Origin of the sequence: Nocardioides sp. GCM10028917, assembly GCF_042666175.1 — a bacterium.
GTDB lineage: Bacteria > Actinomycetota > Actinomycetes > Propionibacteriales > Nocardioidaceae > Nocardioides.
Map to the genome: position 1 here is coordinate 324,015 of NZ_JBHTFL010000001.1, position 24,685 is coordinate 348,699.

Genomic DNA, 24,685 nt, shown 5'->3' on the forward strand with positions numbered 1-24,685 from the left:
GCCCCGTAACGGACCATTCGATGGGGTGGGGGCGGTGACGCCGGTCACCGGCACCGCCCGCTACGTCAGCGGCGGACCTTGTCGGGCTTCGCCCGCTGCGTCATACGGATCCGTACCTGTGGGTGCGCCTTCGTATGACGCAGGCGCTTGCGGGCAGTCAACCGACCGTCACCCGGGTGCCGCCACGGGGGGACCTCCGGCACCTCCTCCGCGACCTCAGTCACCGGGCACCACGGTCACGGCGGCCGTGCTGCTCGCGCCGACTGTCGGGTTGCTCGGCGAGCCGGGGATGGTGAGCGGCAGGTCGAGCGGCGCGCTCAAGCGGACCGTGACCGAGCGACCGACCGGGTCGACGCGCACGCCGACGTCGATGCCGGGGTACTTCGAGCCGGCGTCGGCGCGAGCGAGGTAGTCGCGCACCGCGGCCTCGACCGCAGCCTCCTGCTGGGTGAGGCGCTCTCCGTCGAGGCCCTGCTCGTAGATGCCGGCGGACCCGAGGTCGGCGCCGTAGAGCGCCGCACCGTCGGCGAGGTTGTCGAGGCCCTGCCGCTGGAGGTAGGCGGCCGACGCGTCGATGACGACCACGATGGCCATCAGCAGGATGCTCGCGAAGCCGATGATCAGCAGCGTGACCTGGCCCTGCTCGTCGCGGCGCCTCATCGACCGGGGCCCTCGCCGTCGTCGGACCCGCTCTCGACGTACTGCCCGATCGGCACCGTGTGCGTCGCGTCGAGCGAGAAGACGGCGGCGCCCTTGCCGAGGATCGCCGGGAAGAACGGCAGCTCCACGCCGGAGTCGACGCGGACGGTGATGACCGACGTGCCGACGTGGCAGTTGCCCGCGGGAGCGTCGCACGTGACCCTCACCCGGGCACGCTGGCCGGGGGTGCCCTGGTCGGCCAGCACATGTCGTACGACGGCCTCGGCGCGGGCCGCTCCCGTGGCGTCGTCCGGAGCCAAGGCGTACGCCCGGCCCGCAGCGCGCGCAGCGGCGCTGGTGGCGAACGCCCCCTGCTGCACCTCGAAGACCGAGATCACGATCCAGATCAGCGGGACCAGCAGGATGATCGCGAGCCAGCTGAGCTCGACGAGGGCGGAGCCCTGCTCGTCGCGCCGTCCGGACGGTCTCGAGCGGGTCACGGTGGCGCCACCTCGGCGATGGCGTGGCCCGAGACCCGGACGGGCACGCCTGCGCCTCCGAACCCGAGCAGGCCGACGTCGGCGGTCACGACCGCCTCGTAGCCCGGGGCGCCCCCGACGAGGGCCGGGCGGACGGTGACCGAGCGGACGAAGTCGGCGGAGAGGGCACCGCTGACCAGCTCCTGCACCTTGGCCCTGCCGGCGGGGGCGGACGAGCCGGCGACCGCTGCGTGGCGGGCGCCCTCCGCTGCAGCGGAGGCGAGGGTGTTGCGCACGTGGAGCACCAGCGCGAGCTGCAAGATCCCGATGACCAGCGGCAGGAGGACGAGCAGGACGAGGACGAAGTCGACGACCGCAGCCCCGCGCTCGCTGGTGCGGGCGCGGCGAGACACCTCCGGCCTAGCCGCTGACCATCGCGAAGGCGCTCGCCAGCAGCGCGCGCAGCTCGTCGCTGACGAACGGCGTCAGGGCGGCGACGACGATGGCGGTCATCAGCGTGACCATCACCCAGCCGGGCACGTCGCCACGGTCGTCGCGGTGTCGTGTCGCGAGCTGGAGGAGAAGTCCCGAGACGGACGGATGCATGGCGTGTCCTTTCGTTGGAGGCATCAAGGGGAGCGTCATGGCGTGGTGAGCCGCAGGCCCAGCACCCCGGGGTAGAAGGCGAACAGGATCGTCACGGGCAGCACGAAGAACACGACGGGCGCCATCATCGCGATCTCCTTGCGGGCGGCGGTCTCGATGAGCAGGCGCCGGCCTGCTTCTCGTACGTCAGCGGCCTGGGCGTGGAGGACGTCGGCGAGCGGGGTGCCGCGCTCCATCGCCACGGTGATGCCGGTGGCGAACCGAGCCACGATCGGCAGCCCGGTGGAGCGGGCGAGTGACTCGAAGGCGGCGCCGACGGGCTCGCCCGTGCGGATCCGGGCGAGCACCTGCGCGAGGTCGTCGGAGAGCGCGCCGTGGCTGCGGCGGACGACGCGGTCGAGCGCCGACACCGGGCTCTCGCCGGCGGCGACCGACAGCGCCAGCAGCTCGGCGACCGTCGGGAATTCGACGAGCACCTGTCGCTCGCGGTTCCTGACCTGGGTGCTGAGCCGGTTGTCGCGGAGGAAGACGCCGCACACGAAACCGATCACGCAGAACACCGCGCCCGTGCCGACGCTCCCGACGCCACCGAGCGCGCGCAGCAGGACGACCGCGGCGGCGGCCCCGAAGCCCACCAGGCCCCAGACGACCTGCTCGATCCGGAAGTCCTGGACCGTGCGGTCGAGGCCGGCGCGCTGGAGCCGACGGCGTACGGACGCGGTGCCACCGAGCACCCGCTCGACCAGGTCGGCGGCGCGGCGCAGCGGTGGGCCGAAGATCCCCGCGACGGCGGAGGTGGGCGCGGGCGTCAGTGGCCGCAGCAGCGCGCCCTCGTCGAGACGCGGCACGTCGCGCAGGTAGGGCAGCACGCGGACCGACAGCTGCGGACGGCGCAACACCGCCATCCGCAGGCCGACGAGGAGCAGACCCAGGCCGGCCACGCCACCGAGGAGGGCGCCCCACACCGTGGTGCTCACGACAGGATCCGCTTCTCGGTCGGCAGCCGGCCGATGCGCATCATCGCCCAGTAGGCGAGCACGCAGACGCCGAAGCCGATGCCCAGCACGAGGACGCCACCCGGCGAGGCGTACTGCCGGATCGCCGTCGTCTGGAAGGACATCAGCAGCAGGACGATCCACGGTGCGGCGACGGCGAGCCGGGCACCGTTGACGGTCCACGCCTGCCGTGACTCCAGCTCGGAGCGCGTGCGGGCGTCGTCGCGCAGGAAGCCGGACAGGTTGCGCAGCAGGCGGCCGAGATCGCCGCCGCCGACCTCGCGCGCCAGCCGCAGCCCTTCGATCACCCGGTCGCCGACGGGGTCGGCGAGCCGGTCCTTGAGCCGGTCCAGGCACTCACCGAACCGGCCGGTGACCTGGTAGTCGAGGGCGAACTGGGCGAAGTCGGCGCGCAGCGCCTCGGGTCCGTTGGTGCCGAGCGCGGCGACGGCGTCGGGGAGGGAGAGCCCGGCGCGCACGGCGCTCGCGAGGTTGTCGACCGCCTCGGGCCACACCTCGGCGAAGTCGCGCAGCCGGCGGGCAGCGCGCTGACGGAGGACGGCGATCGGGAGGTAGGCGGCCATGGCAGCGAACACGACCGCCACCGGGACGGTCCGGGACACGGCCTGCACGAGCGCGAAGGCCACGGCGAAGAGGACGGCGCACAGCGACAGCACGCTCGCGGGCGTGACGTCCGCCAGGCCGGCCCGGCCGAGGAGGCGGCCCAGTGCCGTCGGGGTCGGTGACGTGGACCGCGGCCGGCGCGGCAGGGCGAAGGCGGACCAGATCAGCAGCAGGCCGATGCCCACCCCCAACCCGACGAGCGCGCCCATCAGCGAGCGACCTCCTCGGAGGCGAGCAGCTGGTGGACGTCGATGCCGACCCGTTCGTAGCGCTCGACTCGCGCGGGCACTCCCCCGGTGCGCCGCAGCTCGGCACCGTGCCGGACGAAGATCGGCTCGACCTCGATGACGTCGGCCTCCACCCGCCCCGGCACGGACACGATCTCGTTGACGCGGCGTACGCCGTCGGCGCCGAGGCCGAGGTGGACGACGAGGTCGACGCTGGTGGCGACCGTCGGCACCACGAAGCGCGCCGAGATGTTGTCGCCGGCCAGCAGCGGCAGGGTGCACATCTTGACCAGCGCCTCGCGGGCGCTGTTGGCGTGGAGGGTGCACATGCCCGGCAGGCCGGAGTTGAGGGCGAGCAGCAGGTCGAGGCACTCGGCCGCGCGGACCTCGCCGACGAGGATCCGGCTCGGGCGCATCCGGAGCGCCTCCTTCACGAGGTCGCGGAGCACGATCTCGCCGGTCTGCTCCAACCCGGCCTGCCGGGTCTGCATCGCGACCCAGTCGGGGTGGGAGAAACGGAGCTCGAAGACCTCCTCCGCGCTCACCACCCGTTCACCCCCGGGCACCGCGGCCGCGAGGCAGTTGAGCATGGTGGTCTTGCCGGCCTGGGTGCCGCCCGCGACGAGGACGTTGAGGCCCGCGCGCACCGACGCCTCCAGGAAGCGCGCCGCCTGGGGCGTCAGGCTGCCCAGGGCCACGAGGTCGGACAACCGGTGCGCGCGCAGCAGGAACTTCCGGATGTTGACCGCGGTGAAACCGCGGGTGATGCCTTCGAGCACGACGTGGAGGCGGTGTCCCTCGGGGAGCATCGCGTCGACGAACGGGGTCGAGATGTCGAGGCGGCGCCCGCTGGACTTCAGCATCCGCTCGACGAGCTCGTTGACCTGTGCGGCGTCGAGCCGGAGGTTGGTCAGCTCGTGGCGCCCGCGGCGGGCGATGAAGACCCGGGTCGGGTCGTTGATCCAGACCTCCTCGACCTCCGGGTCGTCGAGGAAGGGCTGCAGCGGGCCGAACCCCGACACGCGGGCGACGAGCTCACCCACCATCGCGCTGTCGTCGGCGACCGGCGCGACCGCTCCGGTGAGGCTGAGGTCGTCGTGGTCGCGGACGACGTCCTCGGCGATGCGGCGTACGACGAGGGCCTCGCGCTGCGGGTCGACGCCCTCGCGCCGGACACGCTCGCGCACCTGCAGGTCGAGTCGCTCGACGAGGTCGTCGGCGTGCGGTCGCGTGACGCGATCAACGGCCATCGTGCGGCACCTGCTTCCCCGAGATTGTGCACCGTCACGCTACCCAGCGCGGAGCGCAGGAAAACAGACCCAGGGCAAAGGTTGTGGAGAACTCGTCAGACGCGGCCGCGCAGGATCCGCCGCCAGTAGACCTGCGGCAGCGCGTAGCGGTCCACCCACCACGTGACCGCCCGCGGCTTCGTCAGGTCGACCCCGGGCACCGTCGGCTGCGGCCGGCCCTCGCGGTCGACCTCGACGAGCATCAGCCGGTGGCGGGCGGTCGTGATCGGCATGACGGTGTAGCCGTCGTAGTGGCCGAGCGGGCGCCCGAGGCGCGCGGCGAGGATGTTGGGTGCCAGGACGGCGACCTGCTTGCGCAGGGCTCCTCCGGACGGCCGGGTCCGCAGGTCGGCGACGTCGCCGAGCGACCACACGTCGGAGAAGCGGCGGTGGCGCATCGTCAGCGGGTCGACGTCGACCAGGCCGGCCGGGTGCTCGCCGGCGAGGCCGGCGTCCACCACCCAGCCCGGCGCGCGGTAGTGCGGCACGACGTGGGCGAACGCGAGGTTGTCGACCACCTCCTCCCCCGCCGGAGTGCTGAGGGTGACGCCGCGGCCGTCGAGCCGGGAGACGGTCGCCTCGCGGTGGACGCGGACGTCGTACGACGCCAGCGCCTCCTCGATCCGCGCGTCCGGGCCGTCGAGCCCGAGCGGCGAGGCGCCGGGGATCACCAGGTCCACGTCGATGTCGTCCAGCACACCGGCGCGGCGCCAGTGGTCGCAGGCCATGAAGAGCGGCTTGAGCGCCGTCGCGCCGCACGGCGCCGGCTCGGGCGGCACGGTGAAGACCACCCGCCCGGACTGCAACCCGCGCATCGAGGGCCACACGCGCGCGGCGGCGTCGTCGTCGAAGGTCGACGCGGCCCACCCGGCGTCGTACGCCTCCCGCAGCCCGGGGATGGCATCCCAGTCCTCGTCGAGTCCGGGGCACACGACCAGGGTGGTGCAGGTGAAGCGTCGCCCGGACAGGGTGTCGACGGACATCGCGGAGGGGTCGACCGAGACGACCTCGTCGCGCAGCGTCGTGCACCCGTCCGGCACCACGCGGTCGGCCGGGCGCGAGAGGGACGACATGGTGGCCTCGCCGCCGCCGACGTAGCTCAGCAGGGGGCGGTAGCGGTGCACCGGGCGCGACTCGATGACCGCGACGTCGGGCGCGCCGGCACGCAGCAGGCGCGCTGCGAGGGAGGTGCCGGCGTTGCCGCCACCGACGATCAGGACGTCATGGTGCTGCGGGGTGTCGGGCACCCCTCCAAACTAGCCGTCGGACCTCAGGTGCCGGTCTCGAGCCGGAAGCCGACGCCGCGGATCGCGACGACCTTCTCGCCCGCCGCGGCTGCCTCGAGCTTGCTGCGGAGGCGGCCGATGGTGACGTCGAGGGTCTTGGTGGAGCCGTACCAGTTCTGGTCCCAGACCTCGTTCATCAGCGTCTCGCGCGGCACGACCTTGTCGTGGCTGTTGGCCAGGACGGCGAGGACGTCGAACTCCTTGGCGGTCAGCGCGATCTCGCGGTCGCCGAGGTGCACCCGGCGCGAGGCGGCGTCGATCTTGAGGCCCGAGGAGGTGGTCACGGTGGTGTCGTCAGGGGCCGGGGTGCTGCCGCTGCGGCGCAGGAGCGCGCGCACGCGGGCGAGGAGCTCGGCGAGGCCGAACGGCTTGGCGAGGTAGTCGTCGGCGCCGACGTCGAGGCCGACCACGCGGTCCAGCTCTCCGGCGCGGGCGGTCACCATGATGATGCCGCCGAGGTAGCCGCCCGCTCGCATCTGGCGGCACACGTCGATGCCGTCCATGTCGGGGAGGCCGAGGTCGAGGATCACGACCGCAGGACCCTCGCCCACGGCGAACGAGACGGCCTCGGCGCCCACGGACACGCGGTTGACCTCGTAGCCCTCGCGCTCGAGGGTGCGCATGAGGGGGACGGCGATGTCCTCCTCGTCCTCAACCACCAGCACGTCGTGAGCCATGGCGATGAGCATAGATGCAGGTCCCGACCCTCATGGGGCGAATCGGAGGGTCGCCTGCACGGCTCACCCGCACGGAGGTGTCAGGCCTCGAAGACGTCACCCAGCCGAGCCACCCGCTCCAGCACCTGGTCCATCGTGAGCTGCTCGAGCGCCAGGTCGTCGTCGGCACCCTCCTCGACCTCGTCCCACGTCAGCGGCGCGGCGGCGGTAGGACGCTCGCGCCCGCGCAGCGAGTACGGCGAGATCGTGGTCTTGGAGCCGGAGTTCTGCGACCAGTCGAGGAACACCTTCCCCGGCCGCTTGGCCTTCGTCATCACGCTGGTCACCAGGTCGGGGTGCTCCTTCATGAGCTCCTCGGCGACCTCCTTGGCGAGCGCCGTCGTGCCGTCGCTGTCCAGGCTGCCGCGGCCGTCCGGCAGCGGGGCGTACAGGTGGAGGCCCTTGCTGCCGCTGAGCACCGGGGTGCAGCCGAGGTCGCGCTCGGCCAGCGCGTCGCGCACCATCAGCGCCACCCGTGCGCACTCGTGCAGCCCGGCCGGCTCGCCGGGGTCGAGGTCGATGACGAGACGGTTGGGGTTGCGGGGCCTGCCCTTCGCGTCGACGGTCCACTGGTGGACGTGCAGCTCGAGCGAGGCGAGGTTGGCCAGCCAGGTGAGGGTGGCGAGGTCGTCGCAGATCGGGAAGCGGATCGTGCCCTCGCCCTTGCCGGAGCGCGAGCCGGTGGTCGACACCTCGTGCGTACGCACCCACGACGGCGTGCCGCCCGGCGCGTTCTTCTCGAAGAAGCTCGACCCCTCCACCCCGTGCGGCCAGCGGATCCGGGTGACCGCACGGTCCTGCAGGTGCGGGAGCAGGGCCGGCGAGACCTGCGCGTAGTAGTTGAGCACCTCGCCCTTGGTCGTGCCCGTGCGCGGGTAGAGCACCTTGTCGAGGTTGCTGATGGTGAGGGTGCGCCCGTCGACATCGACCTGCAGCTCGCTCATCGGCCGACCCCGATCACCGGCACACGGGCAGGGTCGAGGAGCCGCACCAGCGAGCGGATGAACCGTCGCGGGGCGCTCACGCAGCCCGCGGTCGCCCCGCGCCCGTTGACGTGGAGGAAGATCCCGGAGCCGCGGTGGCGCACCTGCTCGACGTTGAAGTCGGTGACGATGGACCACTCGTACTGCCGGGGGTAGTCGGTCAGCCGCTCGGAGGAGTCGGGGTCGGACGTGGGCAGCCACCAGCGGAAGCCGCCGTCGCGCCGGTTGCGCAGCTGGTTGTAGAAGTCGGAGGCGTTGTCCTGCACCCAGTGGTCCCCCTCGCGGATCCGGTGGTGCGGCAGCAACGCGCGCCGGTCGGCGGCGTGGGTGCCGAACGTGGAGACCAGTCCGTAGGTGCCGAGCGGCGTCGTCCCCGATCCCTGGCGCCGTCGGTCACCGTCGACGAGGCCGCCGTAGCCGGTGCGGCCGTCCGTCGTGGTCAGCTGCCGCTCCCACCCGCCCGCGGTCAGTCGCCACAGCGAGACGCGGGCGCGCACGCCGCGAGTGTGGTCGACGGTGACGACCTGCGTCGTGCCGGCGCGGAGCTCGACGCGTACGCCGTCGAGCCGGACGACGTCGGCCCGCCGGACCTCGGCTCCTGCGCTCGTCGGCGCGAGCAGCCCCGCCACGAGCGTGGCCGTCGTCGCCACCAGCAGCCGCGTCATGTGAGGTCCTCGGGCGAGAGGTCGTCGCGGACGCCCTGGAACGACGGCTGGCGGAGACGGTCGTAGCCAAGGCCGTGGGTGTCGATGTCGACCACGACGCGCGGCTCCACCCAGAACGTGCCGGCGGCGTCGATGCGGGGCACCTCGTCGGCGAACGGCGACGACCCCGCCGCCAGCGGTGCCATCAGGGCGCCGAGTCGGGTGCTGGTCGCTCCGGCGATGCCGCTTCCGACGCGGCCGCGGTAGAGCAGGCCGTCGGGGGTCAGTTCACCGACGAGCAGCGACGCCAACCGGTCCGTCGTACCCGTCTGCGGGCGCCAGCCGCCGACGACGAACGACCCGCGGTGGCGGTGGGCGAGCTTGCGCCAGTCCTCGCTGCGGGCGTCGAAGCGGTAGCGCGAGCCGCGACGCTTGCTCACGACCCCCTCCAAACCCTGCTGCAGGGTGGCGTCGAACAGCATGTCGCCGTCGTCGTACGCCGCCGGCACCTGCCACTTCGAGTCGCCCAGCGCCAGCCCCTCGAGCAGCGCACGCCGCTCCTCCAGCGGACGGGCGGTGAGGTCCTCGCCGTCGAGGCGGAGCAGGTCGAAGACCATGAGGGTCGCCGGCACGGACGTCACGAGGCGGGCGACCTCCCGGGCGTTGCGGACGTGCATCCGGTGCTGGAGCACGCGGAAGTCGGGGACGCCGCGCTCGTTCAGGGCGATCACCTCGCCGTCGACCATCAGGTCGCGGTCGCCGAGCGGCGGCGCGGCGAGGTCGGGCCACGCGAGGGTGACGTCGTTGTCGTTGCGGCTGGTCATGCGCACGACGCCGTCGCGGACGTCGACGAGCACGCGCACGCCGTCCCACTTGACCTCGTGCAGCCACTGCGCGCCGGTCGGGACGCGGTCGGTCTTGCTGGCGAGCATCGGGCGCACGCGAGCAGTCTGGCACCCGCCGCTCCGCAACCGCGGCACCCTCCGAGGGGAGACGGCTGTCGGCGGTGACGGCTATCGTCGGCTCATGCGCGCGATCTGGAAGGGTGCCGTCTCCTTCGGCCTGGTCAGTGTCCCGGTCAAGCTCTATGCCGCCACCGAGAGCCACGACGTGTCGTTCCGCCAGGTGCACGCCAAGGACGGCGGCCGCATCAAGTACCAGCGCGTCTGCTCGCTCGACGGCGAGGAGGTGGCCTACGCCGACATCGCGAAGGGCTACGAGACCGAGGACGGCGAGATGGTCATCCTCACCGACGACGACATGTCGCAGCTGCCCTCGACATCCTCCCGCGAGATCGCGGTGGAGAAGTTCGTGCCCCGCGAGCAGATCGACCCGCTGCTCTTCGAGAAGTCCTACTACCTCGAGCCCGAGGGCGCCGGCGCCAAGCCCTATGCGCTGCTGCGCCAGGCGCTGAAGGACGCCGACCGGATGGCGGTGGTGACCGTCGCGCTGCGCCAGCGAACGACGATCGCGGTGCTGCGGGTGCGCGAGACCGAGGCCGGTGAGGTCATCGTGCTCCAGACGATGATGTGGCCCGACGAGGTGCGCGTGCCCGACTTCAAGGTCGAGGTCGACGACGCCAAGCCGCAAGAGGTCAAGATGGCCCACATGCTCGTCGAGACGCTTGCCGGCGACTTCGACGCGAGCGAGTTCGAGGACGACTACGCCGGTGCCGTCGACGCGCTCGTGAAGTCCAAGATCGAGGGCGGCGAGATCAAGCGCACCGAGACCTCGACCAAGACCTCGGGCGAGGTCGTCGACCTGCTCGCCGCGCTGCAGAAGTCGGTGGCGGCCGCGAAGTCCGCCCGGGGCGAGGCCGATGCGGACGACGACTCCGACGACGAGGCCGACGACGAGAAGCCGGCGAGGAAGACGTCAGCCAGGAAGTCCGCCGCGAAGAAGGCCCCCGCGAAGAAGACGGCTGCCAAGAAGTCGACGGCCAAGAAGACCGCGACCAAGAAGACCGCCGCGAAGAAGCAGGCCAAGAAGGCCAGCTGAGCCGTCGTCCGTCGCTCGATCGAGCGGTGGCTGACCCACATTCAGCGCGCGCGAAGTGTGGCTGGCGCACCGCGCGGGCGCGCGTCGGCGTACGACGCGGCGGCAAGCGGTGGCTGAGGAGGGTTCCCCGCACCGAAACTCCCCCTCACGCACCGCCCGGGCGCGAGCCTGCGTACGACGCGCCGGCGAGCGGTGTGTGAGGAGGGTTCCCGGCACCGAAAATCCTCCTCACGCACCGCCCGGGCGCGAGCCGGCGTACGACGCGCCGGCGAGCGGTGGCTGAGGAGGTTTTTTGCGCACCGAAGATCCCCCTCACGCACCGCCGGGCGCGAGCCGGCGTACGACGCGCCGGCGAGCGGTGTCTGAGACATGTTCCGCGCGCCCAGAACCTGCGTCACGCACCGCTCAGCCCTCGGCGGGGGCGCGAGCGGTGAGTGAAACACCTTTTCGAGGTCCAGATCCTGCGTCACTCACCGCCCGGAAGCGACGACAGCCCCGCGAGGACGGTCAGGAGGCGTGCGCGACCGGCGTACGTCCCGTGAGCTCGCGCAGTCGCGCGCCGACCTCGGCGGCCACGGCGACCGCGAGGTCGCGTGGGGACTCGTCGTCGAGCTCGGGCACCACGTGCTGGACCACGCCGTCAGCGAGGAGGTCCGCGGCGCGCACGCGCTGGCGCGCGGCCATCTCGGCCGCGTGCGCCGTGTCGCCGTGCACGATCAGGCTCGCGCCCTCGGGCGGGAGCGGTGAGAGCCAGGCGTGCTCGGTCGCGATGACCGTCCGCGCCGGCAGGAACGCCAGCGCCCCTCCCCCGCAGCCCTGGCCCAGGATCACCGAGACCGTCGGCACCGTCATCGTGGTGAGGGTCGCGATGCAGCGGGCGATCTCGCCGGCGATGGCACGCTCCTCAGCCTCGGGCGACAGCTCGGCGCCCGGGGTGTCGATCACGCTGACCAGCGGCAGCCCTAGCTCCTGGGCCAGCCGCATCCCGCGCCGCGCCTCGCGCAGCGCCCCGGGTCCCATGGCGTGGCCCGGCACCTGGCGGGAACGGTCCTGGCCGATGACGACGCACGGCTGGTCGTCGAGTCGGGTCAGCGCGACGAGGACGGTCGAGTCGCGCTCGCCCTCGTCGGTGCCCCGCAGCTGCAACGTGCCGGTGGCGCCGTGGGCGAGGAGGTCGCGCACCCCCACCCGGTCCGTACGACGGGTCCGCTCGACGCTGTCCCACGCGGCGTGGTCGCCCACCGGGCGCGAGGCGCGCAGCGGCAACCGGCCCGCGCCGGGCCCGTCGACCAGCACCGCGAGCGCGCTGTCGACCATCGCGGGCAGGTCCTCGGCGGCCACGACCCCGTCGATGACACCGGCGGCGGCGAGGTTCTCCGCGACCTGGACTCCCGGCCGGAACGGCCGACCGTTGAGGCCGGCGTAAACCTTGGGGCCGAGAAAGCCCACCAGCGCACCGGGCTCCGCGACGGTCACGTGGCCGAGCGAGCCCCACGAGGCGTACACCCCGCCGGTCGTGGGGTGGCGCAGGTGGACGAGGTAGGGCAGGCCGGCGGCGCGGTGGTCCATCAGCGCGCGGGAGATCTCGACCATCCGCACGAAGGCGGGCGTGCCCTCCTGCATGCGGGTGCCGCCCGACGCCGTGCTGGCCAGCAGGGGCAGCCCCTCGGCGGTGGCCCGGCGCACGGCCGCGGTGATGCGGTCCGCGGCGGCCCGGCCGATCGAGCCGGCGAGGAAGCGGAACTCGTTGACGACCACCGCGACCGGGCGGCCGCGGACCTCGCCGCGCCCGGTCAGCACCGACTCGTCGGTGCCGGCCTTCGCCGCCGCGGCCTCGAGCTCGGACCGGTAGCCGGGGTCGGCGTAGGACAGGTCGATCGGCTCGTCCCACGACGCGAAGGTGCCCTCGTCGAGCACCAGGTCGAGCAGCTCATGCGCCGTCCAGCGCCTGGCCTCGCCCTCCCGGGTCACCGGGTCCCGGGACGTGCTCATGCCCCACCCCCGCCGACCCAGGTGCGGATCTCGTCGGCGTGCTGGTCGAGCAGCGGCGGTGCGACGTGGTCGCGGCGGGTCACCTCGGTGCCCTCGGCGTCGAAGAAGCGCAGCGGCGGGCCGGGGAGCGTGAGGCCGCCGAGCGTCGGGTGCTCGACGTCGACCAGCAGCCCCTGGCTGGCGACCTGGTCCCACTCGTAGACCTCGTCGAGGGTGCGCACCTTGCCCGCCGGCACGCCCACCTCGGCGAGCCGGGCCAGCAGCGGCTCGGCGTCCCAGTCGGCGAACGCCTGCTCGACGACCTCGATGACCTGCTCGCGGTGGCCGACCCGCTCACCGTTGGTGGCCATGCCCTCGGCGTCGGGGTCGAGCCCGAAGCCCGCGCAGAACTTCTTCCACAGTCCCTCGCTGCCGAGGGCGATCTGCACGGCGCCGTCGCGGCAGTGGAAGAGCCCGTAGGGCGCGATCGACGGGTGGTGGTTGCCCTGCGCGCGCCCGACCTCGCCGGCCACGGTCCACCGGGTGCCCTGGAAGGCGTGCACGCCGACGACCGAGGCCAGCAGCGACGTACGCACGACCGTGCCCCTGCCGGTGCGCTCCCGCTCGTGGAGCGCGGCGAGGACGCCGTAGGCGCCGTACATGCCGGACAGCAGGTCCGCGATGGGTACGCCGACCCGCTGCGGGTCGTCGGGTCCGGACCCCGTCAGCGACATCAGGCCGGCCTCGCCCTGCGCGATCTGGTCGTAGCCGGCGCGGCCGCCCTCCGGTCCGTCGTGGCCGAACCCGGTGATCGACAGGACGACGAGGCGTGGGTTGCGCCGCATCAGCTCCTCGATGCCGAGGCCGAGCCGCTCCAGGACGCCGGTGCGGAAGTTCTCGACGAGCACGTCCGCTCGCTCGACCAGCCCGACCAGCACGTCCTTGTCGACCTCGTCCTTGAGATCGAGGGCGATCGACTCCTTGTTGCGGTTGGTGCACAGGAAGTACGTCGACTGGCGGGCGTCGGGCTCGCCGACGAACGGCGGGCCCCAGCCGCGGGTGTCGTCGCCGCTGCCCGGCGCCTCCACCTTGATCACGCGGGCGCCGAGGTCGCCCAGCATCTGGGTGGCGTGCGGGCCCGCGAGCGCGCGGGTCAGGTCGACGACCAGGAGGTCGGCGAGAGGTCCGGCGGCGGACCCGGTCGTGGATTCGGTCGTGGATTCGGTCGTGGATTCGGTCATGGATTCGGTCATGTCGGTGTTCACCATCCCGGGAGGACGAGGGCGGCCCAGACGAGCAGCGGCCCGACGAGGGTGACGATGACGCCGTAGCCGAGGATCTGCTTGTAGTAGACCGGCTCGCTGATGGAGTCGGGCCTGTTGGCCAGCATCAGTGCGCCGTTGGTCGAGAACGGGCTGACGTCGACGATCGTCGACGAGACCGCGAGCGCGGCCACGAAGAGGGCCGCGTTGATGCCACCGTCGGCGACGAGCGGCACGCCGATCGGGATGATGACGGGCAGCAGCGCCGTCGACGAGGCGAACGCCGAGACGACACCGCCGACGTAGCAGAGGACGAGCGCGCCGATGGCCGCGGCGCCGAGGCCGGCGGCCCAGTTGCCGACGAACTCGGGCGAGCCCGCCGTCGTGAGGATGGTGGCGTAGGTGCTGACGCCGGCCACCAGCAGGACGGTCGGCCAGGCGATCTGCTTGACCGCGTCCTTGTGCTCCTGGGCGTTCAGCATCGCCAGGATGACCGCGGCGGTGATCGCGACGAAGCCGATGTTCTTGTCGAAGACCAGCGCGACGAGCGCGACGCCGACGAAGGCAAGAAGGGTGAGGATCTGGTCGCGGCGCACGCCGTGGGCCTGCGTGCCCACCGGCGCGTTGGCGCCCATTCCGCGCGCCGGGACGGTCGCGCCGCCGCGGTGCAGGTCCGCGTCGAGCGTGTCGGGCTCGTCGGGATCGATGCGCATCGCCATCAGCTTGCGGCCACCCAGGACGACGAAGAGGATCGCCGCCATGATGGTGTTCACCACCAGGCTGGCGAGGAAGACGGTGATCTCGCTGGAGGGCAGGCCTGCGTCCTGCATCACGGTGTTGGTGATGACGCCGTAGATGCTGATCGGCGAGAAGCCGCCGGCCTGCGCGCCGTGCACGACGAACATGCCCATCATCAGCGGGCTGATGCCGTAGCGGCCGGCGAAGCCGAGCGCGATGGGGCCGATGATCGCGCAGGCGGCGGGGCTCACCGCGCCGATGCCCGTGAGGACGGCGGTGACGGCGAACATCACCCACGGGATGAGCGCCACCCGGCCACCCACGCCGCGCACCGCCGTGCGCACGATCAGGTCGACGGTGCCGTTGTTGCGGGCGATGGCGAACAGGTAAGTGACGCCGATCAGCGTCAGGATCAGGTCGCCGCTGACGCCGGCGATGATCTCCTTCTCGTCCAGGTCGAGGGCGTACATGCCCACGAACCACGCGGCCACGTAGGCCAGCGCTCCCATGTTGATCGGCAGCACGGTGCCGACCACGAACAGCGCGACGAGCGCGATGATCGCAATCCATTCCGGACCCATAGCGGTCACCTTCCGAGTGAAGGCCGGCACGGCGGGGTCGCGGGGGGTGGCCCTCGTCACATTGCTGGCTCAGTGGCCTAGCCAATAGGACAATGAGCCGATCGTCAATAGGCTGGTCCCATGTCCGAGTCGTCCCCCTTCCCGCCGCGGTTGCTCCGCACGCGCCTCTACGAGCAGGTGGCCGGGCAGATCTCGTCGTGGATCGACGACAACGGTCTGCAGGCCGGCGACAAGCTGCCGCCGGAGCGCGAGCTCGCGCAGCGCCTCGGCGTCAGCCGCGCCACGCTGAGCCAGGCGCTGGTGGCGCTCGAGGTGGTCGGCGTGGTCGAGGTACGCCACGGCGACGGCACCGTCGTGACCGCGCGCCACCAGAAGTCGAGCCGCATCGTCGAGGCGATCCGCAGCCACGCCGACCGGCTGCCCGAGGTGATCGAGACCCGCGACGCGCTGGAGACCAAGATCGCCTCGCTCGCCGCCGTACGACGCACCGACGACGACCTCGCCCGCATCGACGACGCGCTCGCCTTCATGGCGGCCGACATCGAGGCCGGCGGCCGCGGCGTGGAGGGCGACGAGCGCTTCCACGGCGCCGTCACCGCCGCCTCCCACTCCCTCCTCCTCGCCCGCCTGATGGACGAGATCGGCGACCTGATCAAGGAGACCCGGCTCGAGTCGCTCGGCCAGCCCGGCCGACCGCAGGACTCCCTGGCCGGGCACCGTGCGATCGCCGAGGCGATCCGCGCCGCCGACCCGGCCGCGGCGGCGGAGGCGATGCACGCCCACGTCGCGATGGTCAGTGACGTCGCCATCATCCGCGAGGCGCAGTGACCTCTCTCGAGGCGCTCCTGGTGCTGGTCACCGGGTTCGGAGCCGGCGTGCTCTCGTCCACGGTCGGGGTGGCGTCCCTCCTGAGCTTCCCCGTGCTCGTCGCGCTCGGCCTCCCACCGGTCGTGGCCAACGTGTCCAACACCCTCGGCCTGATCCCGGGCGGTCTCGGCGGGGTGGTGGGCTACCGCACCGAGGTCCGCGAGGCCGGCCCGATCGCGAGGACGATCATCCTGGTCTGCGCCCTGGGGGCCGTCGTCGGCGCGGCCCTGCTGCTCGGGCTGCCGCCCGGCGTCTTCGAGGCGATCGTCCCCTACCTCATCCTCTTCACCTGCCTGCTCGTCGGCGTGCAGCCCCGCATCGCGAGGTGGCTACGGGCACGCCACGAGGCGCGACACGGCGTCGCCCTGGCCGAGCGCCGGCACATGTCACCCGCGACGACGGCGTTCGCCACCATCACGGGCGTCTACGGCGGTTACTTCGGGGCGGGCGCGGGCGTGATGATGGTGGCGGTCCTCGGCATCGGCACCGACCTCGAGCTGCGCATCGTCAACGGCCTCAAGACCCTGTCGCTGATGGTCGGCAACGTCGTCGCCGGCCTGATCTTCATCGTGGTGGCCGACCCTCGCTGGGACGTCGTCGTCCTGCTCGCGGCCGGCTCACTGGTGGGTGGCTACGTCGGCGCCCGCATCGGCCGCAAGCTCCCGGACGCGGTCTTCCGGTGGGCGGTCGTCGCCGCCGGCGTCGTCGCCGCGCTCCTGCTGTTCTGACGACCCGACCCGTCCGTCAGGACAGCAGCCCGCGCACCACCCGGAGACCGACGGACAGGCGGGCCAGCTCGGCGGTCTCCTCGCGGCAGATCTCCTCCAGCGTCGACGCGGCGCGGCCCACCAGCTCCTCGTCGGCGTCCTCCCAGGCGGCCACCCGGGCCGGCGCCGAGTCGGTGGCGTCGGTGGACTCGAGGACCTGGGCGGTCAGCTGCTGGTGGACGCCGTAGAGGTCGTCGCGCACCGCGGCCCGCGCCATCGTCTGCCACCGGTCGTCGCGGGGCAGGGCGAAGATCCGCTCCACGAGCGCCGGCAGGCCCAGCCGCTCCCCGAGCGCGAAGTGGACCCGTGCCACGTCGACCGGGTCGAGGCCGAGCCGGTCGGCGGTCTCGACGATGCCGAGCAGGGCGTAGGCGGACGCCAGCACGGCCACGCGGGAGGCGAGGTCGGCGGGCACGCCGTGGTCGGTGAGCCGCTTCTCGCGGGCGCGGTAGTCGTCGAGCTCGCGCCCGCTCATGATGCGGGGCAGCTCGGCCATGACCCTCTGGACGGGACCGCGGAAGAACGCGACCGTGGCGCTGGAGTCGAGCGGCGGTCGCCGGGTGGTGACCAGCCAGCGCGACGCGCGCTCGACCAGGGTGCGCATCTCGATGCGCATCCGGGTCTGGCGCTCGGCCGGCACCCGGTTGTCCAGCGCGGCGATCTCCTGGCGCAGGGGCAGCGAGCCGAAGATCTCGCGGGCGACGAAGTTGGCCCGCGTCAGGTCGGCCGGACTGGCCCCGGTCTCGCCCTGCAGGCGGGGCCAGAACGTCATGCCGGCGCCGTTGACGAGGTCGTTGACCACCTGCGTCACGATGATCTCGCGCCGCAGCGGGTGGTCCTCGATGGCCGCCTCGAGGTCGGGCTTCATGCGGCTCGGGAAGTAGGCGAGCAGGTCCTCGCGCAGGTACGGGTCGTCGGGCAGGTCGGAGTGGACGAGCTCGTCAGCCAGCACGATCTTCGTCCACGCCAGCAGCACCGACAGCTCGGGCGCCGACAGCGCCTGCTTGCGGTCGAGGCGACGCCGGACCTGACGGGTGCTCGGCAGTCCCTCCAGCTCACGGTTGAGCACGCCGCGCTTCTCCAGCGCGCGCATCCAGTCCTCGTGCACGTGCAGCAGGGACGGCGCGTGGGCCTGGGCGTTGGCGAGCGCGAGGTTCTGCTCGTAGTTGTCGCGCAGGACGAGCTGGCCGACCTCCTCGGTCATCTCGGCGAGCAGCCCGTTGCGGGCGTCCTCGTCCATCGCCCCCGACCGCACGACGCGGTCGAGGAGGATCTTGATGTTGACCTCGTGGTCGGACGTGTCGACGCCGGCGGAGTTGTCGATGAAGTCGGTGTTGATCCGGCCTCCGTCGCCGTTGACCCCGAACCGGGCGTACTCCACCCGCCCGAGCTGGGTGAAGCCGAGGTTGCCTCCCTCGCCGACGCACCGGGCGCGCAGGTCCTCGCCGTTGACGCGGATCGCGTCGTTGGCCTTGTCCCCGGCGTCGGCGTTGGTCTCCTCCGACGACTTCACGTAGGTGCCGATGCCGCCGTTCCAGAGCAGGTCGACCGGCGCGACCAGGATCGCCTTCATCAGCTCGGCGGGCGTCAGCGAGGTGACGTCGTCGGCGAGCCCGAGGGCCTTGCGCGCCTGGGCGGACACCGGGATGGACTTGGCCGAGCGCGGCCAGACCCCGCCGCCCTCGGAGATGAGGGAGGCGTCGTAGTCCTTCCAGCTCGACCTCGGCAGCTCGAAGAGGCGGCGCCGCTCGGCGTACGACGACGCGGCGTCGGGCGAGGGGTCGATGAAGATGTCGCGGTGGTCGAAGGCCGCCACCAGCCGGATGTGCTCGGAGCAGAGCATGCCGTTGCCGAAGACGTCGCCGGACATGTCGCCGATGCCGACCGCGGTGAAGTCCTCGGCCTGGCAGTCGACGCCCATCTCGCGGAAGTGGCGCTGCACGGACACCCAGGCGCCCTTGGCGGTGATGCCCATCGCCTTGTGGTCGTAGCCGACGGAGCCACCCGAGGCGAACGCGTCGCCCAGCCAGAAGCCGTAGTCCTTGGCCACGCCGTTGGCGATGTCGGAGAACGTCGCGGTGCCCTTGTCGGCGGCGACGACGAGGTAGGAGTCGTCGCCGTCGTGCCGCACGACCTCGCGGGCCGGCACCGTGACGCCGTCGACGAGGTTGTCGGTGATGTCGAGCAGCCCGGAGATGAAGGTCTTGTAGCAGGCCACGCCCTCGGCGAGCCACGCGTCGCGGTCGGAGACGTCGGGGAGCTGCTTGCAGAAGAACGCGCCCTTCGCGCCGACGGGCACGATCACGGTGTTCTTCACCATCTGCGCCTTGACCAGTCCGAGCACCTCGGTGCGGAAGTCGTCGCGACGGTCGGACCAGCGCAGGCCGCCGCGCGCCACCGCGCCGAAGCGGAGGTGGGAGCCCTCGACGCGGGGGCTGTAGACGAAGATCTCGAAGCGCGGACGCGGCTCGGGCAGGTCGGGGATGGCCGACGGCTCGAGCTTGAAGGAGATGTAGGGGTGGAGCTCGCCGTCAGCAGAGCGCTGGAAGAAGTTGGTGCGCAGCGTCGCCCGGACCAGCGTGCGGTAGGAGCGCAGGATGCGGTCGTGGTCGAGGCTGACGACGTCGTCGAGGGCCTTGGCGAGCCGCTCCTCGACCGCCTCCACCTTGGCCACCCGCGCCTCGGCGTCGTGCTCCAGCAGGCGGTCGCCGCGACCCGGGTCGAAGCGCGACTCGAAGAGCTCGACCAGCAGCCGGGTGATGTCGACGTTGCTGCGGAGCGCCTCCTCGATGTAGTCGAGGGCGAAGGGCGAGTTGCCCTGCTTGAGGTACTTGGCGTACGCGCGCAGCACGGTGGCCTGGCGCCAGGTCAGCCCGGCGGCGAGGACGAGCTGGTTGAACCCGTCGATCTCGTTGTAGCCGTCCCACACCGCGCGCAGCGCTTCGGCGAACAGCACGCGCTCGCGGGGAGCGAGCGTCCGACCGTGACGTAGGCCGAACTCGTAGATGAAGGAGGGCCGGGCGAGCCCGGTGAGCTCGTAGGGGCGCTCGTCGACGACCTCGACGCCCATCGACGTGAGCATCGGCAGCATCGCGCTCAGCGACAGCGGCTCGCCGACCCGGAAGACCTTGAGGCGCGACTCGCCGCGGCGGTAGTGGCCGCCGCGCTCGTCCTGCTCGAAGAGCGCGAGGTCGATGCCCACCTCACCCTGGATGGCCTCGATGCGGCCGAGGTCGGCTGATCCGCGCTGGGGCTGGTAGTCCTCCTTGTACGCCTCGGGGAAGGCGCGCGCCCAGGCCCGCGCCAGCCGCGACCCCTCGTCGACGCCGTACTCGCTGACGACGGCGGCCACGAAGTCGTCGCGCCACGACCGTGAGGCCTCCATCAGCCGGCGCTCGAGGTCGGCGACGTCGATGTCGGGGACCTGCCTGCCCTTGGGCGGATGGACGACGAAGTGCACCCGCGCGGTCGTCGACTCGTTGACCCGCGCGGTGAACTCGACGTGCTCGCCGCCGAGCTGGTCGCGCAGGATCTCGGAGAAGCGCTCGCGCACCGCGGTGCTGTAGCGGTCGCGCGGGAGGTAGACGAGGACCGAGACGTAGCGGCCGTAGGTGTCGCGGCGCACGAACGCCCGCAGCTGGCGGCGCTCGCGGGCGCTCATCACGTCCTGCGCGACCGGCGCCAGCTCGTCGGGCGAGGTGTGGAACAGCTCGTCGCGCGGGTAGTTCTCCAGCGTGTCCATCAGCGCCTTGCCGGCGTGGCTGCGCGGGTCGAAGCCTGCGTGGCGCATGACCTCGGTGACCTTCTCGCGCAGCACGGGGATGCGAGTGACCGACTCGGTGTAGGCGGCGCTGGAGAACAGGCCGAGGAAGCGGCGCTCCCCCACGACCTCGCCGTCAGGGCCGAACGTCTTGACGCCGACGTAGTCGAGGTAGGCGGGGCGGTGCACGGTGGAGCGCGAGTTGGCCTTCGCCAGCACGAGCAGCTTCTTCTCCCGGGCCTTGGCCTTCACGATCGGGGGCAGCTTGGCGAACGAGGCGGACAGGTCCTGGTCGTGGCGCAGGATGCCGAGGCCGGACCCCGGGACGGCGCGCAGCCCGCACTCCTCGGGCGCCCCCTCCTCCGCCTCGAGCTGGTACTCGCGGTAGCCGAGGAACGTGAAGTGGTCGTCGGCCAGCCAGGTGAGGAACTCGCGGCCCTGGCGCAGCTCCTCGGCGCCGAGCGGCGGGGGGTCCTGGTCGAGCTCGTCGACCACGGCGAGCGCCTGGGTGTGCATCTTCTCCCAGTCCTCGACGGACTCACGGACGTCGCGCAGCACCCGCTGGAGGGCCTCGGTGATCTCGGCCGCCTCGTCGTCGTCGGTGCGGTCGATCTCGACGTGCATCCACGACTCCGCGCCCGCCTGGGCGGAGGGCTGGGTCTCGGCCTGGACGGCGGCCCGGGCACCGCCCCGCGCCTCGTAGGCGTGCACCTGCCGGAGCTCGCCGGTGATGTCACGCTCGACGGCGAGCTGCGGGTGGATGATCGCGTGCACGTTGTGCCCGAGCCGGTTGAGCTCCATCGTCACCGAGTCGACGAGGAACGGCATGTCGTCGGTGACCACCTCGACGACCGATCGACCCGACGCCGACCAGCCGGCGTCGGCGATCGTGGGGGTCACGACGCGAACGGCCGCGGTGCCCTGCGGGCGGGAGGAGGCGAGCTCGCGGTGCGAGGAGACGGCGCCGAGCAGGTCCTCCGGGGAGCGCTCGGCGACCTCCTCGGGAGCGACGTGGCGGTAGTAGGCGCGGACGAGGTCACCCCACTCCGGACGTGCCGCCGTCGCTGCGTCGAGCTGCTGGTCCTTGGTCTCCTCAGGCGTCGCCACGCTCCGACACTAGGACCCCCACTGTGACCGTCACAACACGGGTCGGTACCCGGCGGTCACCTCGCCCGTCGGGGCGTGGAAGGGGGTGCCGGTCCTCGCCCCCGGCTGCCCCGTCGGCCATGATGTCGGCACCGGCCGGGGCGTCCGCCCCGGCCGCTCGGACGAGCACCCCGGAGGACCCTGGATGGGCAAGCGCGTGGTCAAGGACCTCACCTACGACGCCTCTCTCGAGGAGGTCGCGGCGATGCTCACCGACCGGACCTTCCGCGAGCGCGTGCTCGAGCGGATGCGGGTCGTGCGCGGCAGCGTCACCGTCGTGGACGGCGTCGTGACGATCGAGCAGGTGCAGTCGTCCTCCAGCCTGCCATCGTTCGCGACCAAGCTCGTCGGCGACGAGATCAGGATCGTGCAGGTCGAGTCCTGGCGCACGACCGAGCACGCCGACGTCGAGGTCGCCATCCCCGGCAAGCCGGGCGAGATGGCCGGCACCGCGACGCTGGTCGAGTCGGGCGGGCGGACCACCGAGCGCGTCGACCTCGAGGTGACCGTGCGGCTGCCGCTGGTCGGCGGCAAGCTCGAGGGCCTCGTCGCCGACATGCTGGGCAAGGCGCTCGACACCGAGCACCGCACCGGCGTGGAGTGGCTCGCCTCTCGATGAGCGCGCTGCTCACCGAGTCGTACGACGCGCTCGCCGCCGTCGCGTCGCGGCTGCGCGACGAGGACGCCTGGGCGCCCACGGGGTGCACCGGCTGGAGCGTGCGTGACCTGCTGTGGCACCTGCACGCCGATGCCGTACGCGGCCTGGTGGCCGCGCACACGCCGGCCGGTCGCCCCGCCGACTGCGACGCGGTCGCCTACTGGCGGTCGTGGGGCAGCGACCCGGACGCCGACGAGCGCAGCCGCCGGTTGACCCGCGTCGAGGCCGGGCTCCACGAGCTCGCCGCCCTGCGGGAGCGCTACCTCGAGGCAGCGGCCGCGACCGTCCGTGCGGTGGCCGCCGTGCCTGCCGGTGAGGTGGTCGCGACGCAGGGGCATGCCCTCCGCGTCGACGACCTCGTCAGCACGTTGGCGGTGGAGGCCACGCTCCACCACGCCGACCTCGTCGCCCACCTCGACGCCCCCGGCCCCCCGGCCGCGGGCCTCGACGAGGCGCGCCGGGTCGTGGAGGCCCTGCTCGGCCGGACCCTCGACGGGTGGTCGGCCGAGCGGGTCGTCCTGGTCGGCACCGGCCGCGCCGAGCCGACCGCCGTGGAGCGGGACGCGCTAGCGGGACTGGTCGTGCCCGTCTTCAGCTGAGGTGCTCGTCGTCCTCGCCGCGCCGGCGCCAGATCACCAGGCCGAGCACGACGAACGGCCCGAACGCCAGCAGCAGCGTGAGCGCCTGCTCGTAGGGATGCAGCGCCCCCATGTGCCACAGAGGGCGGAGCGGGAGGACGGGGGCGAGCACGCCCCCATCCTCCCCCATCCGCTCGGGCGTCGGGACGTCAGCCCTGGTGCGGGTAGCGGTGGTCGGTCGGCGGGACGAAGGTCTCCTTGATCGACCGCGGCGAGGTCCAGCGCAGGAGGTTGACCGGCGCGCCGGCCTTGTCGTTGGTGCCGGACGCGCGACCGCCGCCGAAGGGCTGCTGCCCGACGACCGCGCCGGTGGGCTTGTCGTTGATGTAGAAGTTGCCCGCGGCGAAGCGCAGCGTCTTGCGCGCCCACGCGATGGCGGAGCGGTCCTGCGCGATGATCGCGCCGGTGAGGGCGTACGGGGCGAACGACTCCATCTGCGCCACGACCTTCTCGAAGTCGGCGTCGTCGTAGACGTGGACGGTGAGGATCGGGCCGAAGTACTCGGTGCTGAACATCTCGTCCGTGGGGTCGCCGCCCTCGACGATCGTGGGCCGCACGAAGTAGCCGACCGAGTCGTCGACCTGGCCGCCGGCCAGGACGTCGAGCCCGTCGGTGGCCCTGGCCCGCTCGATGGCGGTCTTGTGCTTGGCGAACGCCCGGTCGTCGATGACTGCGCCCATGAAGTTCGACAGGTCGGTGACGTCACCCATCGCCAGCGCCTCGGTGTCGGCGATGAGCTGGTCCTTGATCTTGACCCAGACCGACCGTGGCACGTAGGCGCGCGAGGCGGCCGAGCACTTCTGGCCCTGGAACTCGAAGGAGCCACGGATCATTGCGACGCGCAGCACGTCGGGGTCGGCCGACGGGTGGGCCACGATGAAGTCCTTGCCACCGGTCTCACCGACGATGCGCGGGTAGGCGCGGTAGCCGGTGATGTTCTCGCCGACGGTGCGCCACAGGTGCTGGAATGTCGGGGTCGAGCCGGTGAAGTGGATGCCCGCCAGGTCGCGGTGGGCCAGGGCGACCTTCGAGACGTCGAGGCCGTCGCCGGGGAGCATGTTGATGACGCCCGGCGGCATGCCGGCCTCCTCCAGCAGCTCCATGGTCAGCGAGGCGGCCAGCTGCTGGGTCGGGGACGGCTTCCACAGCACCGTGTTGCCCATCAGCGCCGGCGCGGTGGGCAGGTTGCCCGCGATCGCGGTGAAGTTGAAGGGCGTGATCGCGTAGACGAAGCCCTCGAGCGGGCGGTGGTCCGTGCGGTTCCAGATGCCGGGGCTGTTGGCGATCGGCTGGTCGGTGAGGATCTGCTTGGCGTAGTGGACGTTGAAGCGCCAGAAGTCGATGAGCTCGCACGCCGCGTCGATCTCGGCCTGGAACGCCGTCTTCGACTGGCCCAGCATCGTCGCGGCGTTCAGCCGCTGGCGCCACGGACCCGCCAGCAGGTCGGCGGCCTTGAGGATGATCGCGCACCGCTCGTCGAACGGCATCGCCTGCCATCCAGGCGCCGCCGCGGCCGCGGCCGCGATCGCGTCCTCGGTGTCCTTGGTCGTCGCACCCCGCAGCGTGCCCAGCACGTGCTGGTGGTCGTGGGGCTGGACGACGGCGGTCTCCGCACCGCCACCCTCGCGGTGCTCACCGCCGATGACGGCGTGGAAGGTGTGCTGCTCGCCCTCGAGCCGGGCGAGCTCGGTGACCAGCGCCTCGCGCTCCGGGGCGCCCGGCGCATAGGTCAGGTTCGGCTCGTTGGTGGGAGCCGGAGGAAAGGTGATCGCGTCCATGCGGCTGATGGTGTCAGACCCGTCTGCACGCCC

The 24,685-nt window shown here is 72.4% G+C and carries 23 protein-coding genes; 5 read left to right on the forward strand and 18 right to left on the reverse strand.

The genetic code is table 11. The features are described from left to right. Positions 1-216: 216 nt before the first annotated feature. From ACFQW6_RS01545 to ligD (ACFQW6_RS01600), 12 genes are all read right to left on the reverse strand, one after another. Positions 217-660, reverse strand: a complete 444-nt coding sequence (locus tag ACFQW6_RS01545; protein WP_378540438.1) for a TadE/TadG family type IV pilus assembly protein — start codon at positions 658-660, stop codon at positions 217-219. Beyond that, complete coding sequence (locus ACFQW6_RS01550) at positions 657-1,139, reverse strand: hypothetical protein (RefSeq protein WP_378540440.1); 483 nt, start codon at positions 1,137-1,139, stop codon at positions 657-659. The genes ACFQW6_RS01545 and ACFQW6_RS01550 overlap by 4 nt, the downstream gene beginning before the upstream one ends. Further along, positions 1,136-1,531, reverse strand: coding sequence for a TadE/TadG family type IV pilus assembly protein (locus ACFQW6_RS01555; protein ID WP_378540442.1), 396 nt, complete (start codon positions 1,529-1,531; stop codon positions 1,136-1,138). The genes ACFQW6_RS01550 and ACFQW6_RS01555 overlap by 4 nt, the downstream gene beginning before the upstream one ends. A gap of 7 nt (positions 1,532-1,538) precedes the next feature. Beyond that, a complete protein-coding gene (locus tag ACFQW6_RS01560) occupies positions 1,539-1,724 on the reverse strand; it encodes a hypothetical protein (protein WP_378540444.1) in 186 nt (61 codons plus the stop codon). A gap of 35 nt (positions 1,725-1,759) precedes the next feature. After that, positions 1,760-2,701, reverse strand: a complete 942-nt coding sequence (locus tag ACFQW6_RS01565; RefSeq protein ID WP_378540446.1) for a type II secretion system F family protein — start codon at positions 2,699-2,701, stop codon at positions 1,760-1,762. Continuing rightward, a complete protein-coding gene (locus ACFQW6_RS01570) occupies positions 2,698-3,552 on the reverse strand; it encodes a type II secretion system F family protein (RefSeq protein WP_378540448.1) in 855 nt (284 codons plus the stop codon). The genes ACFQW6_RS01565 and ACFQW6_RS01570 overlap by 4 nt, the downstream gene beginning before the upstream one ends. Further along, on the reverse strand, positions 3,552-4,820 hold the full coding sequence (locus ACFQW6_RS01575; RefSeq protein WP_378540450.1) for a CpaF family protein: 1,269 nt from the start codon (positions 4,818-4,820) through the stop codon (positions 3,552-3,554). Before ACFQW6_RS01575 ends, ACFQW6_RS01570 begins: the two co-directional genes overlap by 1 nt. A 95-nt stretch (positions 4,821-4,915) precedes the next feature. Beyond that, positions 4,916-6,106: an FAD-dependent oxidoreductase gene (locus tag ACFQW6_RS01580; protein WP_378540451.1), complete on the reverse strand. Its 1,191-nt coding sequence runs from the start codon at positions 6,104-6,106 to the stop codon at positions 4,916-4,918. A gap of 23 nt (positions 6,107-6,129) precedes the next feature. Next, the gene (locus ACFQW6_RS01585; RefSeq protein ID WP_378540453.1) at positions 6,130-6,822 is read right to left on the reverse strand and encodes a response regulator transcription factor; all 693 of its coding nucleotides are present in this window, start codon (positions 6,820-6,822) and stop codon (positions 6,130-6,132) included. Positions 6,823-6,902: 80 nt separating this feature from the next. Next, positions 6,903-7,805 carry a non-homologous end-joining DNA ligase gene (gene ligD / locus ACFQW6_RS01590; RefSeq protein WP_378540455.1) on the reverse strand — a complete coding sequence of 301 codons (903 nt, stop codon included), beginning with the start codon at positions 7,803-7,805 and terminating at the stop codon, positions 6,903-6,905. Next, positions 7,802-8,509 carry a L,D-transpeptidase family protein gene (locus ACFQW6_RS01595; RefSeq protein WP_378540457.1) on the reverse strand — a complete coding sequence of 236 codons (708 nt, stop codon included), beginning with the start codon at positions 8,507-8,509 and terminating at the stop codon, positions 7,802-7,804. The genes ligD (ACFQW6_RS01590) and ACFQW6_RS01595 overlap by 4 nt, the downstream gene beginning before the upstream one ends. Continuing rightward, positions 8,506-9,420: a non-homologous end-joining DNA ligase gene (gene ligD / locus ACFQW6_RS01600; RefSeq protein ID WP_378541056.1), complete on the reverse strand. Its 915-nt coding sequence runs from the start codon at positions 9,418-9,420 to the stop codon at positions 8,506-8,508. The genes ACFQW6_RS01595 and ligD (ACFQW6_RS01600) overlap by 4 nt, the downstream gene beginning before the upstream one ends. 94 nt (positions 9,421-9,514) lie before the next feature. Here ligD (ACFQW6_RS01600) and ACFQW6_RS01605 point away from each other — a divergent pair, with 94 nt between their 5' ends. Beyond that, positions 9,515-10,486, forward strand: a complete 972-nt coding sequence (locus ACFQW6_RS01605) for a Ku protein (RefSeq protein WP_378540459.1) — start codon at positions 9,515-9,517, stop codon at positions 10,484-10,486. 507 nt (positions 10,487-10,993) lie between these two features. Here ACFQW6_RS01605 and ACFQW6_RS01610 read toward each other — a convergent pair. From ACFQW6_RS01610 to ACFQW6_RS01620, 3 genes are read right to left on the reverse strand one after another with little or no spacing between them, the layout of a single operon-like run. Continuing rightward, complete coding sequence (locus ACFQW6_RS01610; protein ID WP_378540461.1) at positions 10,994-12,478, reverse strand: carboxyl transferase domain-containing protein; 1,485 nt, start codon at positions 12,476-12,478, stop codon at positions 10,994-10,996. Beyond that, on the reverse strand, positions 12,475-13,698 hold the full coding sequence (locus ACFQW6_RS01615; RefSeq protein WP_378540463.1) for a CaiB/BaiF CoA transferase family protein: 1,224 nt from the start codon (positions 13,696-13,698) through the stop codon (positions 12,475-12,477). Before ACFQW6_RS01615 ends, ACFQW6_RS01610 begins: the two co-directional genes overlap by 4 nt. Before the next feature lie 20 nt (positions 13,699-13,718). Beyond that, entirely contained in the window at positions 13,719-15,038 is a 1,320-nt protein-coding gene (locus ACFQW6_RS01620) for an SLC13 family permease (RefSeq protein ID WP_378541058.1), read from the reverse strand. 120 nt (positions 15,039-15,158) lie between these two features. On the opposite strand from ACFQW6_RS01620, the gene ACFQW6_RS01625 reads away from it, so the two are divergent. Beyond that, entirely contained in the window at positions 15,159-15,866 is a 708-nt protein-coding gene (locus ACFQW6_RS01625) for a FadR/GntR family transcriptional regulator (protein WP_378540465.1), read from the forward strand. Next, positions 15,863-16,633, forward strand: a complete 771-nt coding sequence (locus tag ACFQW6_RS01630) for a sulfite exporter TauE/SafE family protein (RefSeq protein ID WP_378540467.1) — start codon at positions 15,863-15,865, stop codon at positions 16,631-16,633. The genes ACFQW6_RS01625 and ACFQW6_RS01630 overlap by 4 nt, the downstream gene beginning before the upstream one ends. Before the next feature lie 16 nt (positions 16,634-16,649). Here ACFQW6_RS01630 and ACFQW6_RS01635 read toward each other — a convergent pair whose 3' ends face one another. Continuing rightward, complete coding sequence (locus ACFQW6_RS01635) at positions 16,650-21,539, reverse strand: NAD-glutamate dehydrogenase (RefSeq protein WP_378540469.1); 4,890 nt, start codon at positions 21,537-21,539, stop codon at positions 16,650-16,652. 184 nt (positions 21,540-21,723) lie between these two features. Between ACFQW6_RS01635 and ACFQW6_RS01640 the strand changes: the two genes are divergently transcribed. Together ACFQW6_RS01640 and ACFQW6_RS01645 are read left to right on the forward strand one after the other, a co-directional pair. Then, positions 21,724-22,197 carry a DUF2505 domain-containing protein gene (locus ACFQW6_RS01640; protein WP_378540471.1) on the forward strand — a complete coding sequence of 158 codons (474 nt, stop codon included), beginning with the start codon at positions 21,724-21,726 and terminating at the stop codon, positions 22,195-22,197. Continuing rightward, positions 22,194-22,835, forward strand: a complete 642-nt coding sequence (locus tag ACFQW6_RS01645; protein WP_378540473.1) for a maleylpyruvate isomerase N-terminal domain-containing protein — start codon at positions 22,194-22,196, stop codon at positions 22,833-22,835. Before ACFQW6_RS01640 ends, ACFQW6_RS01645 begins: the two co-directional genes overlap by 4 nt. Here the strand turns inward: ACFQW6_RS01645 and ACFQW6_RS01650 are convergent. Beyond that, positions 22,828-22,986: a hypothetical protein gene (locus tag ACFQW6_RS01650; RefSeq protein ID WP_300046351.1), complete on the reverse strand. Its 159-nt coding sequence runs from the start codon at positions 22,984-22,986 to the stop codon at positions 22,828-22,830. The two genes, ACFQW6_RS01645 and ACFQW6_RS01650, sit on opposite strands and share 8 nt — an antisense overlap. 37 nt (positions 22,987-23,023) lie before the next feature. Beyond that, a complete protein-coding gene (gene pruA / locus ACFQW6_RS01655) occupies positions 23,024-24,652 on the reverse strand; it encodes an L-glutamate gamma-semialdehyde dehydrogenase (protein ID WP_378540475.1) in 1,629 nt (542 codons plus the stop codon). Positions 24,653-24,685 lie beyond the last annotated feature (33 nt).